Annotated in this window: 19 protein-coding genes; 12 read left to right on the top strand and 7 right to left on the bottom strand. The window is 59.4% G+C overall.

The genetic code is table 11. The features are described 5' to 3' along the window. The coding region (dgt, locus tag A3730_RS25985) for a dGTP triphosphohydrolase (RefSeq protein ID WP_156501373.1) at nucleotides 1-480 on the bottom strand (480 nt) is incomplete at its 3' end. A gap of 122 nt (nucleotides 481-602) precedes the next feature. Here dgt and A3730_RS25980 point away from each other — a divergent pair. Further along, the gene (locus A3730_RS25980; protein ID WP_082872540.1) at nucleotides 603-1277 is read left to right on the top strand and encodes a type 1 glutamine amidotransferase domain-containing protein; all 675 of its coding nucleotides are present in this window, start codon (nucleotides 603-605) and stop codon (nucleotides 1275-1277) included. A gap of 139 nt (nucleotides 1278-1416) precedes the next feature. After that, complete coding sequence (locus A3730_RS25975) at nucleotides 1417-1893, top strand: glutathione peroxidase (RefSeq protein ID WP_063519063.1); 477 nt, start codon at nucleotides 1417-1419, stop codon at nucleotides 1891-1893. A 21-nt stretch (nucleotides 1894-1914) separates the two neighbouring features. Here A3730_RS25975 and A3730_RS32235 read toward each other — a convergent pair whose 3' ends face one another. From A3730_RS32235 to A3730_RS25955, 5 genes are all read right to left on the bottom strand, one after another. Then, nucleotides 1915-2058 (bottom strand): hypothetical protein, encoded by a 144-nt coding sequence (locus A3730_RS32235; RefSeq protein ID WP_197468491.1) that lies wholly within the window; start codon nucleotides 2056-2058, stop codon nucleotides 1915-1917. Nucleotides 2059-2210: 152 nt separating this feature from the next. Then, entirely contained in the window at nucleotides 2211-2636 is a 426-nt protein-coding gene (locus A3730_RS25970; RefSeq protein ID WP_063519064.1) for a YeeE/YedE family protein, read from the bottom strand. Beyond that, nucleotides 2636-3073, bottom strand: a complete 438-nt coding sequence (locus A3730_RS25965) for a YeeE/YedE family protein (RefSeq protein WP_063519065.1) — start codon at nucleotides 3071-3073, stop codon at nucleotides 2636-2638. The genes A3730_RS25970 and A3730_RS25965 overlap by 1 nt, the downstream gene beginning before the upstream one ends. Then, entirely contained in the window at nucleotides 3070-3381 is a 312-nt protein-coding gene (locus A3730_RS25960; RefSeq protein WP_063519066.1) for a metalloregulator ArsR/SmtB family transcription factor, read from the bottom strand. The genes A3730_RS25965 and A3730_RS25960 overlap by 4 nt, the downstream gene beginning before the upstream one ends. 97 nt (nucleotides 3382-3478) lie before the next feature. Then, nucleotides 3479-4153 (bottom strand): hemolysin III family protein, encoded by a 675-nt coding sequence (locus tag A3730_RS25955; protein ID WP_063519067.1) that lies wholly within the window; start codon nucleotides 4151-4153, stop codon nucleotides 3479-3481. Between the two features lie 329 nt (nucleotides 4154-4482). Here A3730_RS25955 and A3730_RS25950 point away from each other — a divergent pair, with 329 nt between their 5' ends. The 7 genes from A3730_RS25950 to A3730_RS25920 all read left to right on the top strand — a co-directional run bounded on the left by A3730_RS25950 (nucleotide 4483) and on the right by A3730_RS25920 (nucleotide 13197). Then, nucleotides 4483-4929 (top strand): Dps family protein, encoded by a 447-nt coding sequence (locus A3730_RS25950; protein WP_063519068.1) that lies wholly within the window; start codon nucleotides 4483-4485, stop codon nucleotides 4927-4929. Nucleotides 4930-5143: 214 nt separating this feature from the next. Then, complete coding sequence (locus A3730_RS25945; protein ID WP_063519069.1) at nucleotides 5144-6205, top strand: efflux RND transporter periplasmic adaptor subunit; 1062 nt, start codon at nucleotides 5144-5146, stop codon at nucleotides 6203-6205. Beyond that, a complete protein-coding gene (locus A3730_RS25940; RefSeq protein ID WP_063539282.1) occupies nucleotides 6206-9274 on the top strand; it encodes an efflux RND transporter permease subunit in 3069 nt (1022 codons plus the stop codon). It abuts the gene before it with no gap. 166 nt (nucleotides 9275-9440) lie between these two features. After that, on the top strand, nucleotides 9441-10418 hold the full coding sequence (locus A3730_RS25935; protein ID WP_063521597.1) for a calcium/sodium antiporter: 978 nt from the start codon (nucleotides 9441-9443) through the stop codon (nucleotides 10416-10418). A gap of 79 nt (nucleotides 10419-10497) precedes the next feature. Then, complete coding sequence (locus A3730_RS25930) at nucleotides 10498-11613, top strand: AI-2E family transporter (protein WP_063521596.1); 1116 nt, start codon at nucleotides 10498-10500, stop codon at nucleotides 11611-11613. Between the two features lie 2 nt (nucleotides 11614-11615). Next, the gene (locus tag A3730_RS25925) at nucleotides 11616-12368 is read left to right on the top strand and encodes a DUF4397 domain-containing protein (protein ID WP_063521595.1); all 753 of its coding nucleotides are present in this window, start codon (nucleotides 11616-11618) and stop codon (nucleotides 12366-12368) included. Nucleotides 12369-12477: 109 nt separating this feature from the next. Beyond that, nucleotides 12478-13197: a DUF4397 domain-containing protein gene (locus tag A3730_RS25920; RefSeq protein WP_156497206.1), complete on the top strand. Its 720-nt coding sequence runs from the start codon at nucleotides 12478-12480 to the stop codon at nucleotides 13195-13197. Nucleotides 13198-13343: 146 nt separating this feature from the next. On the opposite strand, the gene A3730_RS25915 is transcribed toward A3730_RS25920, so the two are convergent. Then, nucleotides 13344-14291: a pirin family protein gene (locus A3730_RS25915; RefSeq protein WP_063521593.1), complete on the bottom strand. Its 948-nt coding sequence runs from the start codon at nucleotides 14289-14291 to the stop codon at nucleotides 13344-13346. Between the two features lie 97 nt (nucleotides 14292-14388). Here A3730_RS25915 and A3730_RS25910 point away from each other — a divergent pair, with 97 nt between their 5' ends. From A3730_RS25910 to A3730_RS25900, 3 genes are all read left to right on the top strand, one after another. Continuing rightward, a complete protein-coding gene (locus A3730_RS25910; protein WP_063521592.1) occupies nucleotides 14389-14775 on the top strand; it encodes an OsmC family protein in 387 nt (128 codons plus the stop codon). Between the two features lie 62 nt (nucleotides 14776-14837). Beyond that, complete coding sequence (locus A3730_RS25905) at nucleotides 14838-15122, top strand: pyrimidine/purine nucleoside phosphorylase (protein WP_063521591.1); 285 nt, start codon at nucleotides 14838-14840, stop codon at nucleotides 15120-15122. Nucleotides 15123-15185: 63 nt separating this feature from the next. Continuing rightward, nucleotides 15186-16088: an alpha/beta fold hydrolase gene (locus A3730_RS25900; protein ID WP_063521590.1), complete on the top strand. Its 903-nt coding sequence runs from the start codon at nucleotides 15186-15188 to the stop codon at nucleotides 16086-16088. Nucleotides 16089-16181 lie beyond the last annotated feature (93 nt).

The raw sequence follows: 16181 nt of genomic DNA, 5'->3' as shown, positions 1-16181 counted from the left end.
GGTGAGGATGCGAAATCCCTGGGCGTTGCCTTCGAAAAAGGTCAGGTCGGTTTGCTGGTGGGCGGGAAGCATGTCGAGAAAATGTTGCCCCCGTTCCTGAAACCAGGCGCGAATGGCGCGCTCACCGGTGTGGCCAAAGGGCGGGTTGCCGATGTCGTGGGCCAGACAGGCGGACTGAACAATATCGCCGAAATCGGTGGCGCTGACGGTGTCGGGTAGCAGCTGGCGCTGTTGCAGGCGTTCTCCCACGCGAATACCAAGCGTGCGCCCCACGCAGGAAACTTCCAGCGAGTGGGTCAGGCGATTGTGCACGTGGTCATTGGTGGCCAGCGGATGGACCTGGGTCTTGCGGGCCAGCCGCCGGAAGGCGCCAGAAAAAATGATCTTGTCGTGGTCGCGCAGAAACGCGGTACGGCCACTTTCATCCTTGGCGCTGCGTCCGCCCAGGCGGGCCTTGTTCAGTAACTGATGCCAATCCATGGGGTTCCCCGCTACATGCTTGCAGGCCACATGCTACACGCAGGCTAACCTTGCATGCGACGACTTTGTGCCACACCCTCTGTGCATATTGTATCTCTCGTTGCGAATTTTCGGAGGCATTTATGAATCTGGATAAACCGCTACTGATGTTGGTGACCAGCGCATCGCAAATGGGGCAGGGCCAGCAGACTGGCCTGTGGCTGGAAGAATTCGCCGTGCCGTATTTGTTGTTCCGGGAAAACAATATTCCGGTGGTGGTCGCGAGCCCGAAAGGGGGCAAGATCCCGGTGGACCCCAACTCGGTGCCGGATGACAGTGAGAAAGAGGCCTGGGCTGACGCCATTACGGCCTTGCAGGATACCCGTGAACTGGAGGCCGTCTGGGAAGATGGCTACTGCGGAGTCTTTGTACCCGGCGGCCATGGCGCCATGTTCGATATGCCGGACAACCCGCTGGTGGCGGCGGTCATGGAGCGTACCTGGGCACAGGGCGGCCTGTTAGGCGCGGTATGCCATGGCCCGGCAGCACTGGTGGGCCTGCGCAACGAAGAGCGCGCACCACTGGTGCAGAACAAGACGCTGGCCTGCTTTACCAATAGCGAAGAGCGGGAAGTGGGGCTGGATGAGATCATGCCGTTTCTGTTGGCCACCCGGCTTGAGGAGCTGGGTGCCCGTCTGGATCTGGCGGAGGATTTTACCCCCCATGCGGTCACTGACGGCAAGCTGGTCACCGGGCAGAACCCACAATCCAGCCGCGTGGTGGCCGAGGCGGTGATTGCACAGCTCTATAGCGAGTAGCGCCTGGCGGTAGGCACGCTATCCTCGCAGTGCGTCAGGGCTTGCCGTATTGTTAGGCTCAGCCTTGGTGGTGGGTTGTGGTTGCCACTCCCTGCGGGCGCCTTATTATTCATGTCTGGATTTATCGTCAGGAGAGATCATGGGGATTTATGATTACAGCGCCACCACCTTGAGTGGTGAAGAAAAATCCTTGTCCGAGTTTCAGGGCAAGGTGTTGCTGATCGTCAATACGGCCAGCAAATGCGGGTTCACTCCCCAGTTTGAAGGGCTCGAAGGGCTGTATGACGATCTCAAGGACAGGGGGCTGGAGATTCTCGGTTTCCCGTGCAATCAGTTTGGCAAACAGGAGCCTGGTGGGGCTGAAGAAATTGGTGCTTTTTGCCAGAAGAACTATGGTGTCAGCTTTACCATGTTCGACAAGATTGATGTGAACGGTGACAACGCGCATCCGCTCTATCTCTTCCTCAAGAAGGAAGCGCCGGGCGTGCTGGGCAGCAAGGGTATCAAGTGGAATTTCACCAAGTTCCTGGTCAACAAGGACGGCAAGGTGGTGAAGCGCTATGCGCCCACGGACAAACCGGAGTCGATCAGGAAAGACGTCGAATCTCTGCTGTAGGGCGCGTGCTGGCCCTGATTGTTAATGGCTCCCTTCTCGCGTGGAATCGGGGGCCGTTTTCTTTTTCTTGTCCTGGTCGTAATGCCACTTGATGGCGAAGAACATGCCCGTGCCAAACACGGCCAGCTTGAAGACAAGAAAAATGATAGGAACCCAATGAAACATGTCGGGTATCTCCAGCCCTTTGACCTGACAAGGAGAGGCATGACGCAAAATGCCACGGGTTCTCTCCATTTATGCCGATAGATTCTAGGCCAGGCCAACAAGCCTTCGATATTGGACATAGTGTCTCAGGACGTTATGTCGTAGTGGACGGATCAATCCGGTTTTTTGCGTTCCAACATTTCAAAGATCATCATTCCGATGAGCATGGCAGCTACGAACACCACGGCCTTGAGACTGCCCGTGCCGAGGGCCACCAGCGCCGGGCCCGGGCAGAAGCCGGCCAGCCCCCAGCCCACACCGAAGCCCAGCGCCCCGAGTACCAGACGCTTGTCCAGCTTGCGGTTGGTGGGCACCTGAAAGCTGTCACCAAACAGGGGAGCGGATCGCTGCCGGGTCAGGTAGAAACCGATGGCCGATACCGCAATAGCGCCACCCATCACCAGGGCCAGGGACGGGTCCCAGTTACCGGTGATATCCAGAAAGGCCAGCACCTTGGCCGGGTTGGCCATGCCGGCGAGCAACAGGCCGAGGCCAAAAATCAGGCCGGCCGCAAAAGCGGTGATATGACTGCGATGCATTATCCCCCTCCCAGCAGATGGCGAACCACAAAGACGGTGATGAAGCCGCTGGCCATGAAGGCGACAGTGGCTGCCAGGGAACGGGGGGACAGGCGCGATATGCCGCACACGCCGTGGCCACTGGTACACCCGGCGCCGTAGCGAGTGCTTATGCCCACCACCAGGCCGGCCACGATCAGAAGCGGGAGGTCGGCATCGATTACCATTGCGGGCAAGTTCCCGGCCAGTGCCCAGACGGTGGGGGCGATGAACATGCCGAGGATAAAGGCAATTCGCCAGCCCCGGTCCTGCGTTGCCGGGCGCAACAGGCCGCCAACAATGCCGCTGATACCGGCGATGCGACCGTTAGTGTGCAATAGCAACAGGGCGGCCAGGCCGATCAAGGCGCCGCCGGCCAGGGAGGACCAGGGGGTGAGGGCGTTCCAGTCGATGCTCATGGGGTGTCGCCGCAGAAGCGCTGATACAACACTTCCAGTACGGCCAGGGCGTCCGGGTTGGCCACCTGGTAGAACACCTGCTTGCCTTCCCGGCGACTACTGACCAGCCCTTCGCGACGCAAAATGCCCAGTTGCTGGGAAAGAGAGGGTTGGTAAACACCCACCAGGGGCTCCAGTTCACTGACACTGCGTTCGCCTTCAGCAAGGCGGCATAGCAGCATCAGCCGGTCCGGATGGGACAGGGCCTTGAGTAGTTGGCTGGCTTGGAGGGCATTGTCACGCAGGGTATCGGGGTTAATCGCAATCATGAAACGGGTCCAACAATATATAATTAAGTAAAAAATATATTGATGAGACGTAGACCTCAAGTCTTTTTTGAATTTTGTTCATAAAATGCAGGCTGAGTCAGCTGATGGGCGCGGTGAAAGGCAGCACCCCGTAATAGACCGCGAAGAAATGGCAGATACTGCCGCCCATGACGAACAGGTGCCAGATGGCGTGGTTGAAGGGAATAAAGCGGTCCGCCAGGTAGAAGATCACGCCCACGGTATAGGTGATGCCGCCGGCCAGGATCAGCCAGAAGCCGATGTCATTGAGTTTGCTGGTCAGGTCGTTGGAGGCCACCAGAATCAGCCAGCCCATGGCCAGGTAAATACCCACGCGCATCAGCTTGAAGCGGTGCCCGTACAGGGCCTTCAGGGCGATGCCAGTGAGCGCCAGCGCCCAGATCACGGCAAACAGAATCCAGCCGGTTTGGCCGCGCAGATTGACCAGCAGGAAGGGAGTGTAAGTGCCCGCAATCAGGCCATAGATCGCACAGTGGTCCAGCATCTTGAAGGCGGCGCGCCACTTCGGGTTGCGCAGGCTGTGATAGAGCGCGCTGGCGCTGTAGAGCAGGATCAGGCTGGCGCCGAAAATACTGAAGCTGACAATTTTCCAGGGGTCGCCCAGCAGGCTGGCCGACACCACCAGGATTACCGTGCCGGCGATGCTCATGGCCGCGCCAATGCCATGAGTCAGGCCATTCAACCACTCTTCCAGAATCGAATAAGGAGGTTCCGGATTGGGGGCTACAGCCATTGGCGGTCTACTTTCGGTTAACGGATGAGGTTGCATCATGCCGAGACGTCGACCCGGGTGTAAAGCGCCAAATCGGACAGATCGGCAGATTGATTTTTCCTATGTGCGCGATAACGCAAATGCCTTGCCAGTCCAGGAACGTCTGTGGCGGTACCGCGTCTGATTATGTAGAAACAAGCGTTGTAGCAACAAGAAGAGAGGGCCGAAAGGGCGTCGCCATTGAAATGCGCTTGGCGAACCCAATGGTGTTAGGGAGTACGTTTCCCGGCAATCAACGGGAGCGCCCTTGGCTCTGCTGGCAAGGACAATACTGGAAAAGGAGGCACTCCATGATTGAACACAACAAGCAGGTCGCTGAAGAACTGAGCAAGCTATTGGCCGAGAGTTACACCCTCTATCTCAAGACGCACAAGTATCACTGGAATGTGACCGGCCCCATGTTCCACAGTCTGCATCTGCTGTTCGAGCAGCAATACATCGAGCTGGCGGAGGCGGTGGACACCATTGCCGAGCGTATCCGCGCGCTGGGCTGGAAGGCGCCGGGCAGCTATGCCGAGTTTGCCAAGCTCTCCACGGTGCAGGACGCCACCGGCGACCCGGATGCGTCCGGCATGATCAAGGAGCTGGCAGAAGACCACCGTCGGGTGGCGGAGCGTGCCAACCGGGTATTGAAGCTGGCGGGCGAGCATGAAGATGAAGGCTCTGGTGCGGTGGCCAGTGATCGTATTGAAATTCACGAAAAGTCTGCCTGGATGTTGTCTGCCCATCTGGGCTGATCGCGCCTCGGCGCACGCATTTTCTTAACCCATGACCCGGGCCGACATTCGTCGGCCCTTTTTTGTGCTGGATCTTTTCCTGGCAAGGGCGGCTCCCTGAGCCCTCGTCTGATAAGGTCAAAATTCTGCAGTTGGTGAAAAAGCTGCACCTGATACGGCCGTACCTGTGCGACAATTGGTACTAACAAGTACCGTTTAGATCGGGGAGAACACGATGAAACGTTTTTGGATGGCCCTTGGCCTGACGCTGGCCCTGTGGGGCTGTGGTGAGGAACCGCAGGCGGAGGCCCCGATGCCGCAACCGGTGAAGTTGCAAACCGTGAATGGTGGCGACGGCACGTTGCGCCACTACCCGGGCAAGGTGGTCGCCACGGAAGGGTCCGAGCTGGCTTTTCGGGTGTCCGGCCAGATGGAGCGTTTCCCGGTGCGGGCCGGGGAACAGGTGAAGAAAGGGCAGTTGCTGGCGGCGTTGGACCCAGCGGATTTCAACAATCAGCTGGCCGACCGCCAGGCCCAGTATGATCTGGCCGAGAGCCAGTATCAGCGTGGTATCAGCCTGCGTGACCGTGGGGTGATTTCCGAAGCCCAGTTTGATGAGATCCAGGCCAAGCGGCGCCAGGCCCAGGCCGCCTTGAGCCTGGCCCGCGACAATGTGAACTACACGCGCCTGAAAGCCCCTTACGGTGGCACGGTGGCCCGTACCGAAGTGGAGAACTACCAGTTCGTGCAGGCCAAGCAGCCGATTCTCTACCTGCAGGGCGACAAGAACATTGATATCGAATTTGCCGTCTCCGAGCGCTTCTTTACCAACCTGCGCAAGGACGGTGAGGACTACCAGCCGGATGTGCGCTTTGAAGGGGCTCCGAATACCACCTTCAAGGCCAGCTACAAGGAGCACGAAGCCAGTGCCGGGGATCGCACCCAGACCTACATCATTACCCTGACCATGCCCAACCCTGAAGGCATCATGGTGCTGCCGGGCATGAGTGTGGATGTGGTGATTGATCTCAGCCAGATCATGCGGGCCACGGACGCCTTGCCGGAAGTGCCGGCCGCGGCGGTGTTCAGCCCGGATGGCAAGGATGGCGCCCATGTGTGGAAGCACCAGGACGATGGCACCGTGAGCGCCGTGCCGGTGACGCTCGGTGAAGTGGTCGGTGGCGGCGTTCAGGTCACGGCCGGGCTGGAGCCGGGTGACCGGATTGTGGTGGCCGGCGTTCACCGCCTGAAAGAAGGGCAAGCCGTTCGCGAGCTGGTGAAAGAGCGGGGCCTGTAAATGAATATTGCCGAGTACAGTATTCGCCACAAGGTGGTGAGCTGGTTATTCACGCTGATTCTGCTGGTCGGCGGGGTGGTGAGTTTTACTCGCCTGGGGCAACTGGAAGACCCGGAGTTCACCCTGAAGATCGCCATGGTGATCACGAATTACGCGGGCGCGTCGCCCCGGCAGGTGGAAGAGGAAGTGACGCTGCCGGTGGAAAAAGCCATTCAGAGCCTGCCCTATGTAAAGAATGTTACCTCCATTTCCAGCAATGGCCTGTCTCAGGTGCAGGTGGAAATGAAACCGGAATACCGGGCCAGCCAGCTCAAGCAAATCTGGGATGAGCTGCGCCACAAGATGACCGACCTGCAGGGCCAGCTTCCCCCGGGGGCCGGGACCATTCAGGTGATTGATGATTTCGGTGATGTGTACGGCATTCTGCTGGCGGTGACCGGCGAAGGCTATTCCTACCAGGATATGAAGGACTATGCCGACTACCTGACCCGCGAACTGGTGCTGGTTGAGGGCGTCGGCAAGGTCACCATTGGCGGTCAGCGTCAGGAGCAGGTGCTGGTGGAAATTTCCCGTACCCGGCTGGCATCGCTGGGCATCAGCCCGGACCGGATCTTTGGCCTGCTGCAGACCCAGAATACGGTGAATCCGGCGGGCAAGGTACGGGTGGGTGATGAATACATCCGTATTTATCCCACGGGTGAATTTCCTTCTGTGCAGAGCATGGGGGATTTGCTGATTTCTGAGCCCGGTGCCAGCGAGCTGGTCTACCTGCGCGACGTGGCCACCATCGAACGTGGCTATGCGGAAGTGCCCAACCATCTGTACCGCTTTAATGCCGGTCCGGCGCTGACCATGGGCATTTCTTTTGCCTCCGGCGTGAACGTGGTGGACGTGGGGGGCCGGGTGGATCAGCGCCTGGCGGAGCTGGAATACCAGCGCCCGGTCGGCATGCAGCTGGCGACGGTCTACAACCAGCCCAAAGAAGTGGATAACTCGGTGAGCGCCTTCATGCTCAACCTGGGTGAAGCGGTGGCCATTGTGATTGCGGTGCTGCTGGTGTTCATGGGGGTGCGTTCCGGCATCCTGATGGGCGGGGTGTTGCTGCTTACCATTCTGGGCACTTTCATCGTCATGAAAATGATGGCCATTGATTTGCAGCGGATTTCCCTGGGGGCGTTGATCATTGCCCTGGGCATGCTGGTAGACAATGCCATCGTGGTGACCGAGGGCATCCTGGTGGGCATGAAGCGTGGCCTGTCCAAACTGGAGGCTGCGAAAGAGATTGTCCGCCAGACCGTCTGGCCGCTGTTGGGTGCCACGGTCATTGCCATCATGGCGTTTGCGCCGATTGGCCTGTCTGACGACGCCACCGGTGAATACACCAATACCCTGTTCTGGGTGCTGTTGATTTCATTGATGCTCAGCTGGGTGACGGCGATTACGTTGGTGCCGTTTTTTGCCAATGTGTTCTTCAGCGAGAAGGATGTGGGTGGCCAGGACGGGGAGGGTGAAGACCCTTACGCCGGCAGGGTCTTTGTGCTTTATCGCCGCCTGCTGGACCGTGCCATCCATCATCGGGTGATCGCCCTGAGCGCCATGGGTGCGCTGTTGGTGATTGCGGTGGTCGGTTTTGGTTTCGTTAAACAGGCGTTTTTCCCGCCCTCCAATACGCCCATGTTTCTGGTGGACTACTGGTTGCCCCAGGGCAGCGATATTCGCGCCACCCAGGATGCTGCCGCCCGGCTGGAGCAGGCGTTGCTGGAGATGGACGGCGTGGAGCAGGTGACCACCACCGTCGGCCAGGGCGCGCAGCGTTTCATGCTGCCCTATGCACCGGAAAAGAGTTACCCCAGCTACGCGCAACTGATCGTGCAGGTCGCCGACCGGGAGCAGATCAATCCGACCCTGGCGGCGACCCGCGAGCTGATTCGAAACGAGCATCTGCAGGCGTTTGCGAAGGTGAAGCGCCTGATGATCGGGCCGAGCCCGGCGGCTTCCATCGAAGCCCGTTTCAGCGGGCCGGACCCGAAAGAGTTGCGGGCGCTGGGCCTGAAAGCCCAGGCCATCATGCACGACGATGGCGGACTGGAAAGCATCCGCCATGACTGGCGGCAGCAGGAAAAAGTGATCCGGCCCCAGTTTCAGGAAGCCCAGGCCCGGCGGGCCGGCATTACCCGTGAGGACCTGGATAACACCCTGGCGCTGAACTTCAGTGGCCGTGATGTGGGCCTGTACCGGGATGGCAGCAAGCTGTTGCCGATCGTGGCGCGGCCACCGGACAACGAGCGCCTCAGTGCGGACAACCTGAACGACGTGCAGGTCTGGTCGCCGGCTTACGCCACGTATATTCCCATCACGCAGGTGGTGTCGGACTTCAGGACCGAATGGGAAAACGCCCTGATCATGCGCCGCGACCGTAAACGAACCCTTGCCGTGCAGGCGGAACCGGATGTGCTTGGGGATGAAACGGCGGATCAGGTGCTGCGGCGGATTCGCCCGGCCATCGAAGCGCTGGAACTGCCGGTGGGCTACTCCCTGCAGTGGGGCGGTGAATACGAAGCTTCCAAGGATGCCCAGGCGGCGGTGTTCGGCAGCCTGCCCATGGGCTACCTGTTCATGTTCATCATCACCATTTTGCTGTTTGACGCGGTGCGTTCACCGTTGGTGATCTGGGCCACGGTGCCGCTGGCCATTATCGGTGTGACCTTCGGGCTGCTGCTGCTGAACTCGCCATTCGGCTTCATGGCATTACTGGGCTTTCTGAGTCTGTCCGGCATGCTGGTGAAAAATGGCATCGTGCTGGTGGAGCAGATCAAGCTGGATCGGGAAACCATGGCGCCCTTCGATGCGGTAGTGTCGGCCTCCATTTCCCGGGTGCGCCCGGTATGCATGGCGGCGGTCACCACCATTCTTGGCATGATTCCGCTGCTGTTCGATGCCTTCTTCGAATCCATGGCGGTGGTGATCATGTTTGGGCTGGGTTTTGCCACCGTGCTCACCCTGGTGGTGGTGCCGGTGCTGTATACCCTGGCTTATGGCATCAAGCCGGGTGCTGATCAGCATGTCTGATTAACGCGACACGCCCCACGCAACACGTCCCCGCGCGGTGTGCTGCATGGGGCGTGCTGCGTGCTGCGTGTTGCGTCTGAGTAGGTGCCAGCCACCTCCCTCTCTGCCACAATGTGCCCGCCTGACATTATTGACCATCCCAAATTGATGATCCCAAGGAGTACCGATGTTGCTGGCCATTGCCGCCGTGATTGGCGGTCTGATTCTGCTGGTGTGGAGTGCGGACAAGTTTGTCGAAGGGGCGGCCGGTACGGCGGCCCATGCCGGCATGCCGCCGCTGTTGATCGGTATGCTGATTGTGGGCTTTGGCACCTCAGCCCCGGAGATGGTGGTGTCGGCGTTAGCGGCCCTGGAAGGCAACCCGTCGCTGGCGTTGGGTAATGCCTACGGCTCCAATATTTCCAACATTGCCCTGATCCTTGGGGTGGTGGCGGTGATGAGCCCGATTCTGGTGAATTCCGCCATCCTCAAGAAAGAACTGCCGATTCTCACTCTGATTACCTTGCTGGCGGGCTACCAGCTGATTGACGGGCACATTTCCCGCATGGATGCCTGGATCCTGATCGGCGTGCTGGGGGTGCTGATGGGCTGGTCCATTTATGCGGCCATGACCGGCAAGGGGGATGTGCTGGCAGGGGAAGTGGAAACCGACCTGGCAGAGCACCCGCTGCCGCTGAAACAATCCCTGTTCTGGCTGGTGGTGGGCCTGATCCTGCTGGTGGTCAGCTCCCGGGCGCTGGTGTGGGGGGCGGTGCTGATTGCGCAATCCCTGGGGGTCAGCGACCTGATCATCGGCTTGACTATTGTGGCCATCGGCACCTCCCTGCCGGAGCTGGCTTCCAGCATTGCGGCGGTGCGCAAGGGCGAGCACGATATTGCCTTTGGTAACGTGCTAGGCTCGAATTTGTTCAATACCCTGGCGGTGGTCGGTATCGCCGGTGCCATCAAGCCCATGTCGGTGGATCCTGCGGTATTGCAGCGGGACTGGTCCCTGATGATGGGGCTGACGCTGGTGCTGTTCGTTATGGGCTTCGGCGTGTTGGGCCGCAAGGGGCAGATTACCCGGACTAACGGTATCGCCTTGCTGGTGGTCTATGTGGCGTACATGGGGTATCTGGGCTCCACCATGCTGACGGGCGGTTGATCCCCCGTTAGCGCATATGGCGGGTCATTGATTCTATTGGCATGACACCTAATCACGTGACACAGGGAAGCGGCAGGGTATGCGGGACACGGGAATATCGGAAAAACTGGAACAGCGCGCGTTCCTGTGGGCGCTGGTGGCGGTCAGTGCCGTTTTTGCCCTGCTGATTCAGCCTTTTTTCGCGCCCATTTTCTGGGCCTGTGCCATCAGTGTGGTTTTCTATCCCTTCCATAAACGGCTGCTGGCCCGCTGGCCGCAACGGCGCAACCTGGTGGCGTTGTTCACCTTGCTGCTGTGCGTGGTGTTAGTCGTGATCCCGGTGCTGGCCGTGGCCACGTCGTTCGTATCCGAAGGCGTCGGCCTGTTCCAGAAGGTGCAAAGTGGTGAGATCGATCTGGCCAGCTATGTGGACAAGATCAAGCATGCCTTCCCGGGCCTGCAGTCGCTGGCCGAGCGCTTTGATATAGACCTGGAGAAAATCAAGGAACAGGCGGTCAAGGCGTTCACCGGGGCGGGCCAGTTCCTCGCCAAGCGGGCGCTGGCTGTGGGGCAGAATACGTTCCAGTTTTTCCTCAATCTGGGCCTGATGTTGTACCTGGCGTTTTTCCTGATTCGCGATGGCGATTCCATGGTGGCCATGCTGATCCGCGCCCTGCCCCTGGGCGATGAGCGGGAAAAACTGCTGTTTGCCAAGTTCGCCGAAGTCACCCGTGCCACCATCAAGGGTAACCTGCTGGTGGCGATTACCCAGGGCGCGCTGGGCGGTCTGATCTTCTGGTGGCTGGGCATTCCCGGTGCCTTGCTGTGGGGCGTGGTGATGGCCGTGCTGTCGTTGATCCCGGCGGTGGGTGCGGGGTTGATCTGGTTTCCGGTGGCGCTGTACCTCTACGCCGTGGGGGACATGAAGGAGGCGACGATCCTGATTCTGTTCGGGGTCTTTGTCATCGGTCTGGTGGATAACATCCTGCGCCCGATTCTGGTGGGCCGCGACACCAAGCTGCCGGACTATGTGGTGCTGTTTTCCACCCTGGGCGGGCTGGCCATGTTTGGCATCACCGGGTTTGCGGTGGGGCCATTGTTGGCTGCCCTTTTCGTGGCATTCTGGGGTATCTTTATCCGTGAATTTAACGAGGACGGTGTCGCTGCGCTGCCGGTGGAAAGCGAGCCGGATGAGACACCTTCCGGGAGTGCGTAACGATGATTTTTCTGCGATTGGTGCTGGCGGCTTCTGTGGCCGGGTTGTCCGCGTTTGGTTGTGACGAAGACGACGACGTCTTCTCCAACGACAGCGCCCAACTGTACTTCCATAACCAGCTCACCCAGGTGGGTGGCGGCAGTGAAGACGATATCACCGTGGACCTGTTCGTGGATGACCAGAACACGGCAGAAGAAAGCAATGTGGCCTATACGACGCGGGGCAGCGTGAGCGCCAACAGTTTCAAGCTGGACGACGACAGCCAGTCGGTGGCGTTCGATGCCCGCGGCAGCAGTTCCGGCAGCTCCCTGGTTAACGGCCCGATCAACCGGACGCTTACCGGGGGCAACCGCTACACGGTGGTGCTGATGGGCGACACCACCCTGGATAACCGCCAACTGAAAACCTTCAGTCACCAGAAGATGGATGTGGGTAGCGGGCAGATCCGGGTGCGTTTTATCAACACACTGTCACGCCTGTCCGGGGATGAGCTGAGCGTCACCGCCAGCGGTAGCACCCCCGGTGGCCAGGCACTGGTCAGCGGGCTGGAATATGCCGACGGCAGCAGCTACGTGTCTCTGAGTGCCGGCAGCAACCTGGCGGTGACCATCAACAACGAAACCCAGGGCGTGATCATCGATGATGTGAGCTGCAGCGTCAGCAGCGGCCGCAGCTACGACGCCATCATCGCGTACACAGAATTCGACAGTGACGACGACCAGATTTCCCTGTACTGCCAGCCGTTCAGCAACTGAACGGCTGGAACTTCTCGCTACGAAAAACCTCTGAACTGCCAACCAATACCAAAAAGTGGGGCTTCTTCGTGATTAGGATGCCCTTTTTGCGTTTGCCTTGGGAGTAACTATGCGAATGATCGGAATGCTGGCGGTGGCCAGCGCAGTCGTCTTGTCCGGCTGTGGCGGTGACGATGATGACGTGGAAGATTTGCTGCGTCCGCCGGCCAGTCTCTACTTTCACAATCAGCTGACGGATTTTACCGACCCGGATGCAGCAAGTATTCGTGTGGATGTGATCACCAATAAGGCGTCAGATCCGCTATTTGAAGATGTGGGATATTCCACCGATGAGCAAAGCGGGATGAACCTGAAGCTGGCGGCTGATACCGAAACCGTCGATTTTCAGGTTCGCAATGCCGATGGCGACATGCTGGACAGGGAGATTGCTCTTAAGGCCGGGTCGAATTATACGCTTGTGCAGATGGGGGATGTGTCCGGTGCTTCCAGCGCCCTGAAACTGGAATCCTTCCTTCAGCAAACGCCTTCAGTACAGTCGTCGAAGGTGGGGGTACGTTTTATTCACGCCATGTATCAACAGGCAGATACGACTTTCTCTATCGGCACAATTCCAGGCTTGCAGTATGGCAAAGCCACGGCCTATTTTTCGGACACGCCCAATGGTAGCAGCCGTCTGGAAGTACAAGTAAAAGATGCTGCGGATGGCAGCCTGATCGAGACAGTGTCCTGCGCGGTTCAGGCGGGCAAGGTCTACGACGCCATCATTACCCACAAAGGATTTGCTGATCCCGACATGGCGATGTTCTGCCAGCAGGTTGAAGGCAGTTAATTGATTTTGTAGGTCGGCTTAGGGCGTAGCCGTAAGCCGACTCCACCCTGTCCTCTTGCTCCACCGCTAAAGGTCGGATTACGCCTTTCAGGCTCTCTGTGCCCTTGGGTAAATCTGACCTACGGGGAGGGCGATCTACCCCGCGTTTATTTCAGTCGCACCGACGGATCCAGTGTAGGTGCCGTCAAGGGTGCTCCCTGGTAGGCGGAGACCTCGCCAAAGCGATCGTTGGGCCATTGTTGCCAGTCGCTCACCGCCTGATTCAGCCGCTCCTGATCCCGGCCGACAAAATTCCACCACAGCAGTACCGGCTGCCCCAGCGGCTCGCCGCCCAGCAGCATGATGCGGCTGTCGGTGGAGAGTGTGAGAGCCAGGGTGTCGCGGCCCTGCCCCAGATAGTAGAGCTCGCCGGTCTTCAGGGTTTCCCCTTCCAGTTCAGCATGGCCTTCATTGATACACAGCCCCAGCTCGAAATCGGCAGGGACGGGCAAGGTCAGCTGACAGGCTTGTGTGGCCACAATATCGGCGCTCACCAGCGGCGAGAACACCGCCGCTGGAGAACGTCGCCCGGCCAGCTCCCCCACCACCAGAGTGATCTCGGCGCCATCCTGTTGCCATCGGGGCAAGTCAGTGTGGTGGGCAAAGGCTGGCGGGGTATCTTCATGCTCGGCGGGCAGGGCGATCCAGAATTGCAGGCCGTGCATGGGGCCGCTGAATCCTGGCGGGCTTTCCTCGGAATGGCAGATGCCATGGCCGGCGGTCATCAGATTCAGCTGGCCGGGGGCGATAACCTGTTCGTAACCCAGGCTGTCCTTGTGCAGCAAGGCGCCCTCAAATAACCAGGTCACGGTCTGTAACCCGATGTGCGGATGGGTGCCCACATCGACCGCGTTGTCGGCGCTCAGGTCGGTGGGGCCGATGTGGTCGAGAAAACACCAGGGACCAATGAGCCGTTGCGAGCGGCTGGGCAAATGCCGAATGATTGGCAGGCCGCTGCCGAGGATACTTTTGCGCGAATCGACAGGCTTCAGGGTAGGCTGGCTGGCAAGGTTGGGGCATTCCACCGTTTCGCCGCTGGCGTGGGTATTGCTCATGGCTGTCTCCGTGGCATAGTTCAGGTGCGGGGTGTCACTGCGCTTCGAGTATGGAACGCGGTGACAACAAGGGAAAGCAAGGGAAAGGACACGCCTTATGGCCACGGTCAGCCTTCACAGCCACCATCATTATGCCCAGCAGATCAGCGCTCGCCAACATCAGCTCTGTGCCGATGAAGGCGCGGCAATGGGGGGCGAAGATAGCGGCCCCAACCCGTATGAACTATTGCTGTCCGGGCTCGGTGCCTGCACCTCGATTACCCTGCGTATGTATGCCGAGCGCAAGGGGTGGGAGCTGGGCGATATTGATGTTCGTCTGGATTTTTACCGGGATGAGGCGGGCGGCGAGCACATCGATCGTACCCTGGCCTGCAGCGCGCCCCTCAGCGATGAGCAGCGGCAGCGCCTGCTGGAAATCGCCGCCAAAACGCCGGTGACCAAAACGGTTCGGCAGGGCGTTGCCATTACCAGCATGTGGAAATAAGCGGCGATTTGTCCCGGCTTTTGGCATACTCGCGCCTCCATTGAATCAGCGGAGTCCCTTGTATGTTCAAGGTCAACGAATACTTCGATGCCAAGGTGGCATCCATTGCCTTTCAAACCGAATCCAAGCCAGCCACCGTCGGCGTGATGGCGCCGGGAGATTATGAATTCGGCACCAGTGAGCACGAAACCATGACGGTAACCAGTGGTGCCCTGACGGTGAAGTTGCCGGGCAGTGCCGATTGGCAGACGTTTGCTGCCGGTGAGACTTTCGAGATTGAGGCTAACCAGAAATTTCAGGTAAAAGTGGCCATCGATACGGCCTATCTTTGCCTGTACGGCGAATAATCTGCCCGGCCAAAAGAATAAGAGCACCTGCGAAAAACAGGTGCCAACACCAGGGGGAGCCTGATGCCATTATTTCCTGCCAGGGATGGCGCCACGCTACGCGTGCGTTTGCTGGGCCGTGGTCAGCCAGTGCTGATGCTGCATGGCCTGGGCATGCAGGGGCGTGACTGGCTTCCCTTTGTGTTTCCCTTTCTGCGTCGTTTCCAGTTTGTGATTCCCGATTTGCGCGGTGCTGGCGGTTCCGCTGCGGCCCGTTTCAACCAGGCGGACGTGTTCCACAATCACATGCAGGACATGGAAGACCTGGTTCACCATTTCGGCCTGCGGGATTTCCTGTTGGTGGGCTACTCGCTGGGGGCGACCACCAGCCTGCACTGGCATGCTCATGGGGATTTTTCCCCGGTAAAGCGCTACCTGCATATTGATCAGTCTCCGTGCACGGATAACAAGGCGGACTGGCCCCACGGGTTGTTTGGTGAACGCCAGGGACACTTCTATGCGCAACTACGGGAGTTGCTGGCGCTATTGGACGCAGCCCCGGATCAGGGCGATATCGCCAGGCTGGCTCCGGGCCTGCGCAACGCCGTGCTGATGCGGCTGACGGATATTCTCGGCCAGATAGCGGGCCACCAGGGCCTGCATTCCGCGTTTAGCGCCACGACCCGTTGGTCGTCCTTGTGGGCGCGCATACTGCCCCTGGCAGAACTGGCGGATATCCGTGCCTATCTGCATGCCTACCTGTTTGGTGCCCACGATTACCGGGCTTCGGCGGCCGACTTCAGGGTGCCGGCTACGGTGATCACCGGCGCCCGCTCGCCGCTTTATCCGCCCGAGGGCCAGCGGGAATTTGCCGAGCTGATCGGTGCCCGTCACGTGGTGTTACCCAGGTCCGGCCATGTGCCGCTAATGAGCCAGCCATTGGCGTTTACCCGCGCACTAGGTGACTTTTTGGCCGGCACGGAGTGATTTTGCGTGTCGCGTGCGGCGTGGTGCGTGCTGCTTCTCTTCTCTGATAGTGGAATGCTATTTCGCCCTCCCTCTTTTTCTCGCTACCATAGC

The organism is Alcanivorax sp. HI0044 (assembly GCF_001634945.1).
This window is presented reverse-complemented; position numbering and strand designations above follow the sequence as displayed.

Excerpts from the sequence above, each read along its gene's own strand:
- A3730_RS25905 (WP_063521591.1), top strand. The coding sequence starts at position 14,838 with ATGTTCAAGGTCAACGAATACTTCGATGCCAAGGTGGCATCCATTGCC.
- A3730_RS25960 (WP_063519066.1), bottom strand. The coding sequence starts at position 3,381 with ATGATTGCGATTAACCCCGATACCCTGCGTGACAATGCCCTCCAAGCC.
- A3730_RS25935 (WP_063521597.1), top strand. The coding sequence starts at position 9,441 with ATGTTGCTGGCCATTGCCGCCGTGATTGGCGGTCTGATTCTGCTGGTG.
- A3730_RS25945 (WP_063519069.1), top strand. The coding sequence starts at position 5,144 with ATGAAACGTTTTTGGATGGCCCTTGGCCTGACGCTGGCCCTGTGGGGC.
- A3730_RS25930 (WP_063521596.1), top strand. The coding sequence starts at position 10,498 with ATGCGGGACACGGGAATATCGGAAAAACTGGAACAGCGCGCGTTCCTG.
- A3730_RS25975 (WP_063519063.1), top strand. The coding sequence starts at position 1,417 with ATGGGGATTTATGATTACAGCGCCACCACCTTGAGTGGTGAAGAAAAA.
- A3730_RS25980 (WP_082872540.1), top strand. The coding sequence starts at position 603 with ATGAATCTGGATAAACCGCTACTGATGTTGGTGACCAGCGCATCGCAA.
- A3730_RS25915 (WP_063521593.1), bottom strand. The coding sequence starts at position 14,291 with ATGAGCAATACCCACGCCAGCGGCGAAACGGTGGAATGCCCCAACCTT.
- A3730_RS25900 (WP_063521590.1), top strand. The coding sequence starts at position 15,186 with ATGCCATTATTTCCTGCCAGGGATGGCGCCACGCTACGCGTGCGTTTG.
- A3730_RS25940 (WP_063539282.1), top strand. The coding sequence starts at position 6,206 with ATGAATATTGCCGAGTACAGTATTCGCCACAAGGTGGTGAGCTGGTTA.
- A3730_RS25925 (WP_063521595.1), top strand. The coding sequence starts at position 11,616 with ATGATTTTTCTGCGATTGGTGCTGGCGGCTTCTGTGGCCGGGTTGTCC.
- A3730_RS25910 (WP_063521592.1), top strand. The coding sequence starts at position 14,389 with ATGGCCACGGTCAGCCTTCACAGCCACCATCATTATGCCCAGCAGATC.
- A3730_RS25955 (WP_063519067.1), bottom strand. The coding sequence starts at position 4,153 with ATGGCTGTAGCCCCCAATCCGGAACCTCCTTATTCGATTCTGGAAGAG.
- A3730_RS32235 (WP_197468491.1), bottom strand. The coding sequence starts at position 2,058 with ATGTTTCATTGGGTTCCTATCATTTTTCTTGTCTTCAAGCTGGCCGTG.
- A3730_RS25920 (WP_156497206.1), top strand. The coding sequence starts at position 12,478 with ATGCGAATGATCGGAATGCTGGCGGTGGCCAGCGCAGTCGTCTTGTCC.
- A3730_RS25970 (WP_063519064.1), bottom strand. The coding sequence starts at position 2,636 with ATGCATCGCAGTCATATCACCGCTTTTGCGGCCGGCCTGATTTTTGGC.
- A3730_RS25965 (WP_063519065.1), bottom strand. The coding sequence starts at position 3,073 with ATGAGCATCGACTGGAACGCCCTCACCCCCTGGTCCTCCCTGGCCGGC.
- A3730_RS25950 (WP_063519068.1), top strand. The coding sequence starts at position 4,483 with ATGATTGAACACAACAAGCAGGTCGCTGAAGAACTGAGCAAGCTATTG.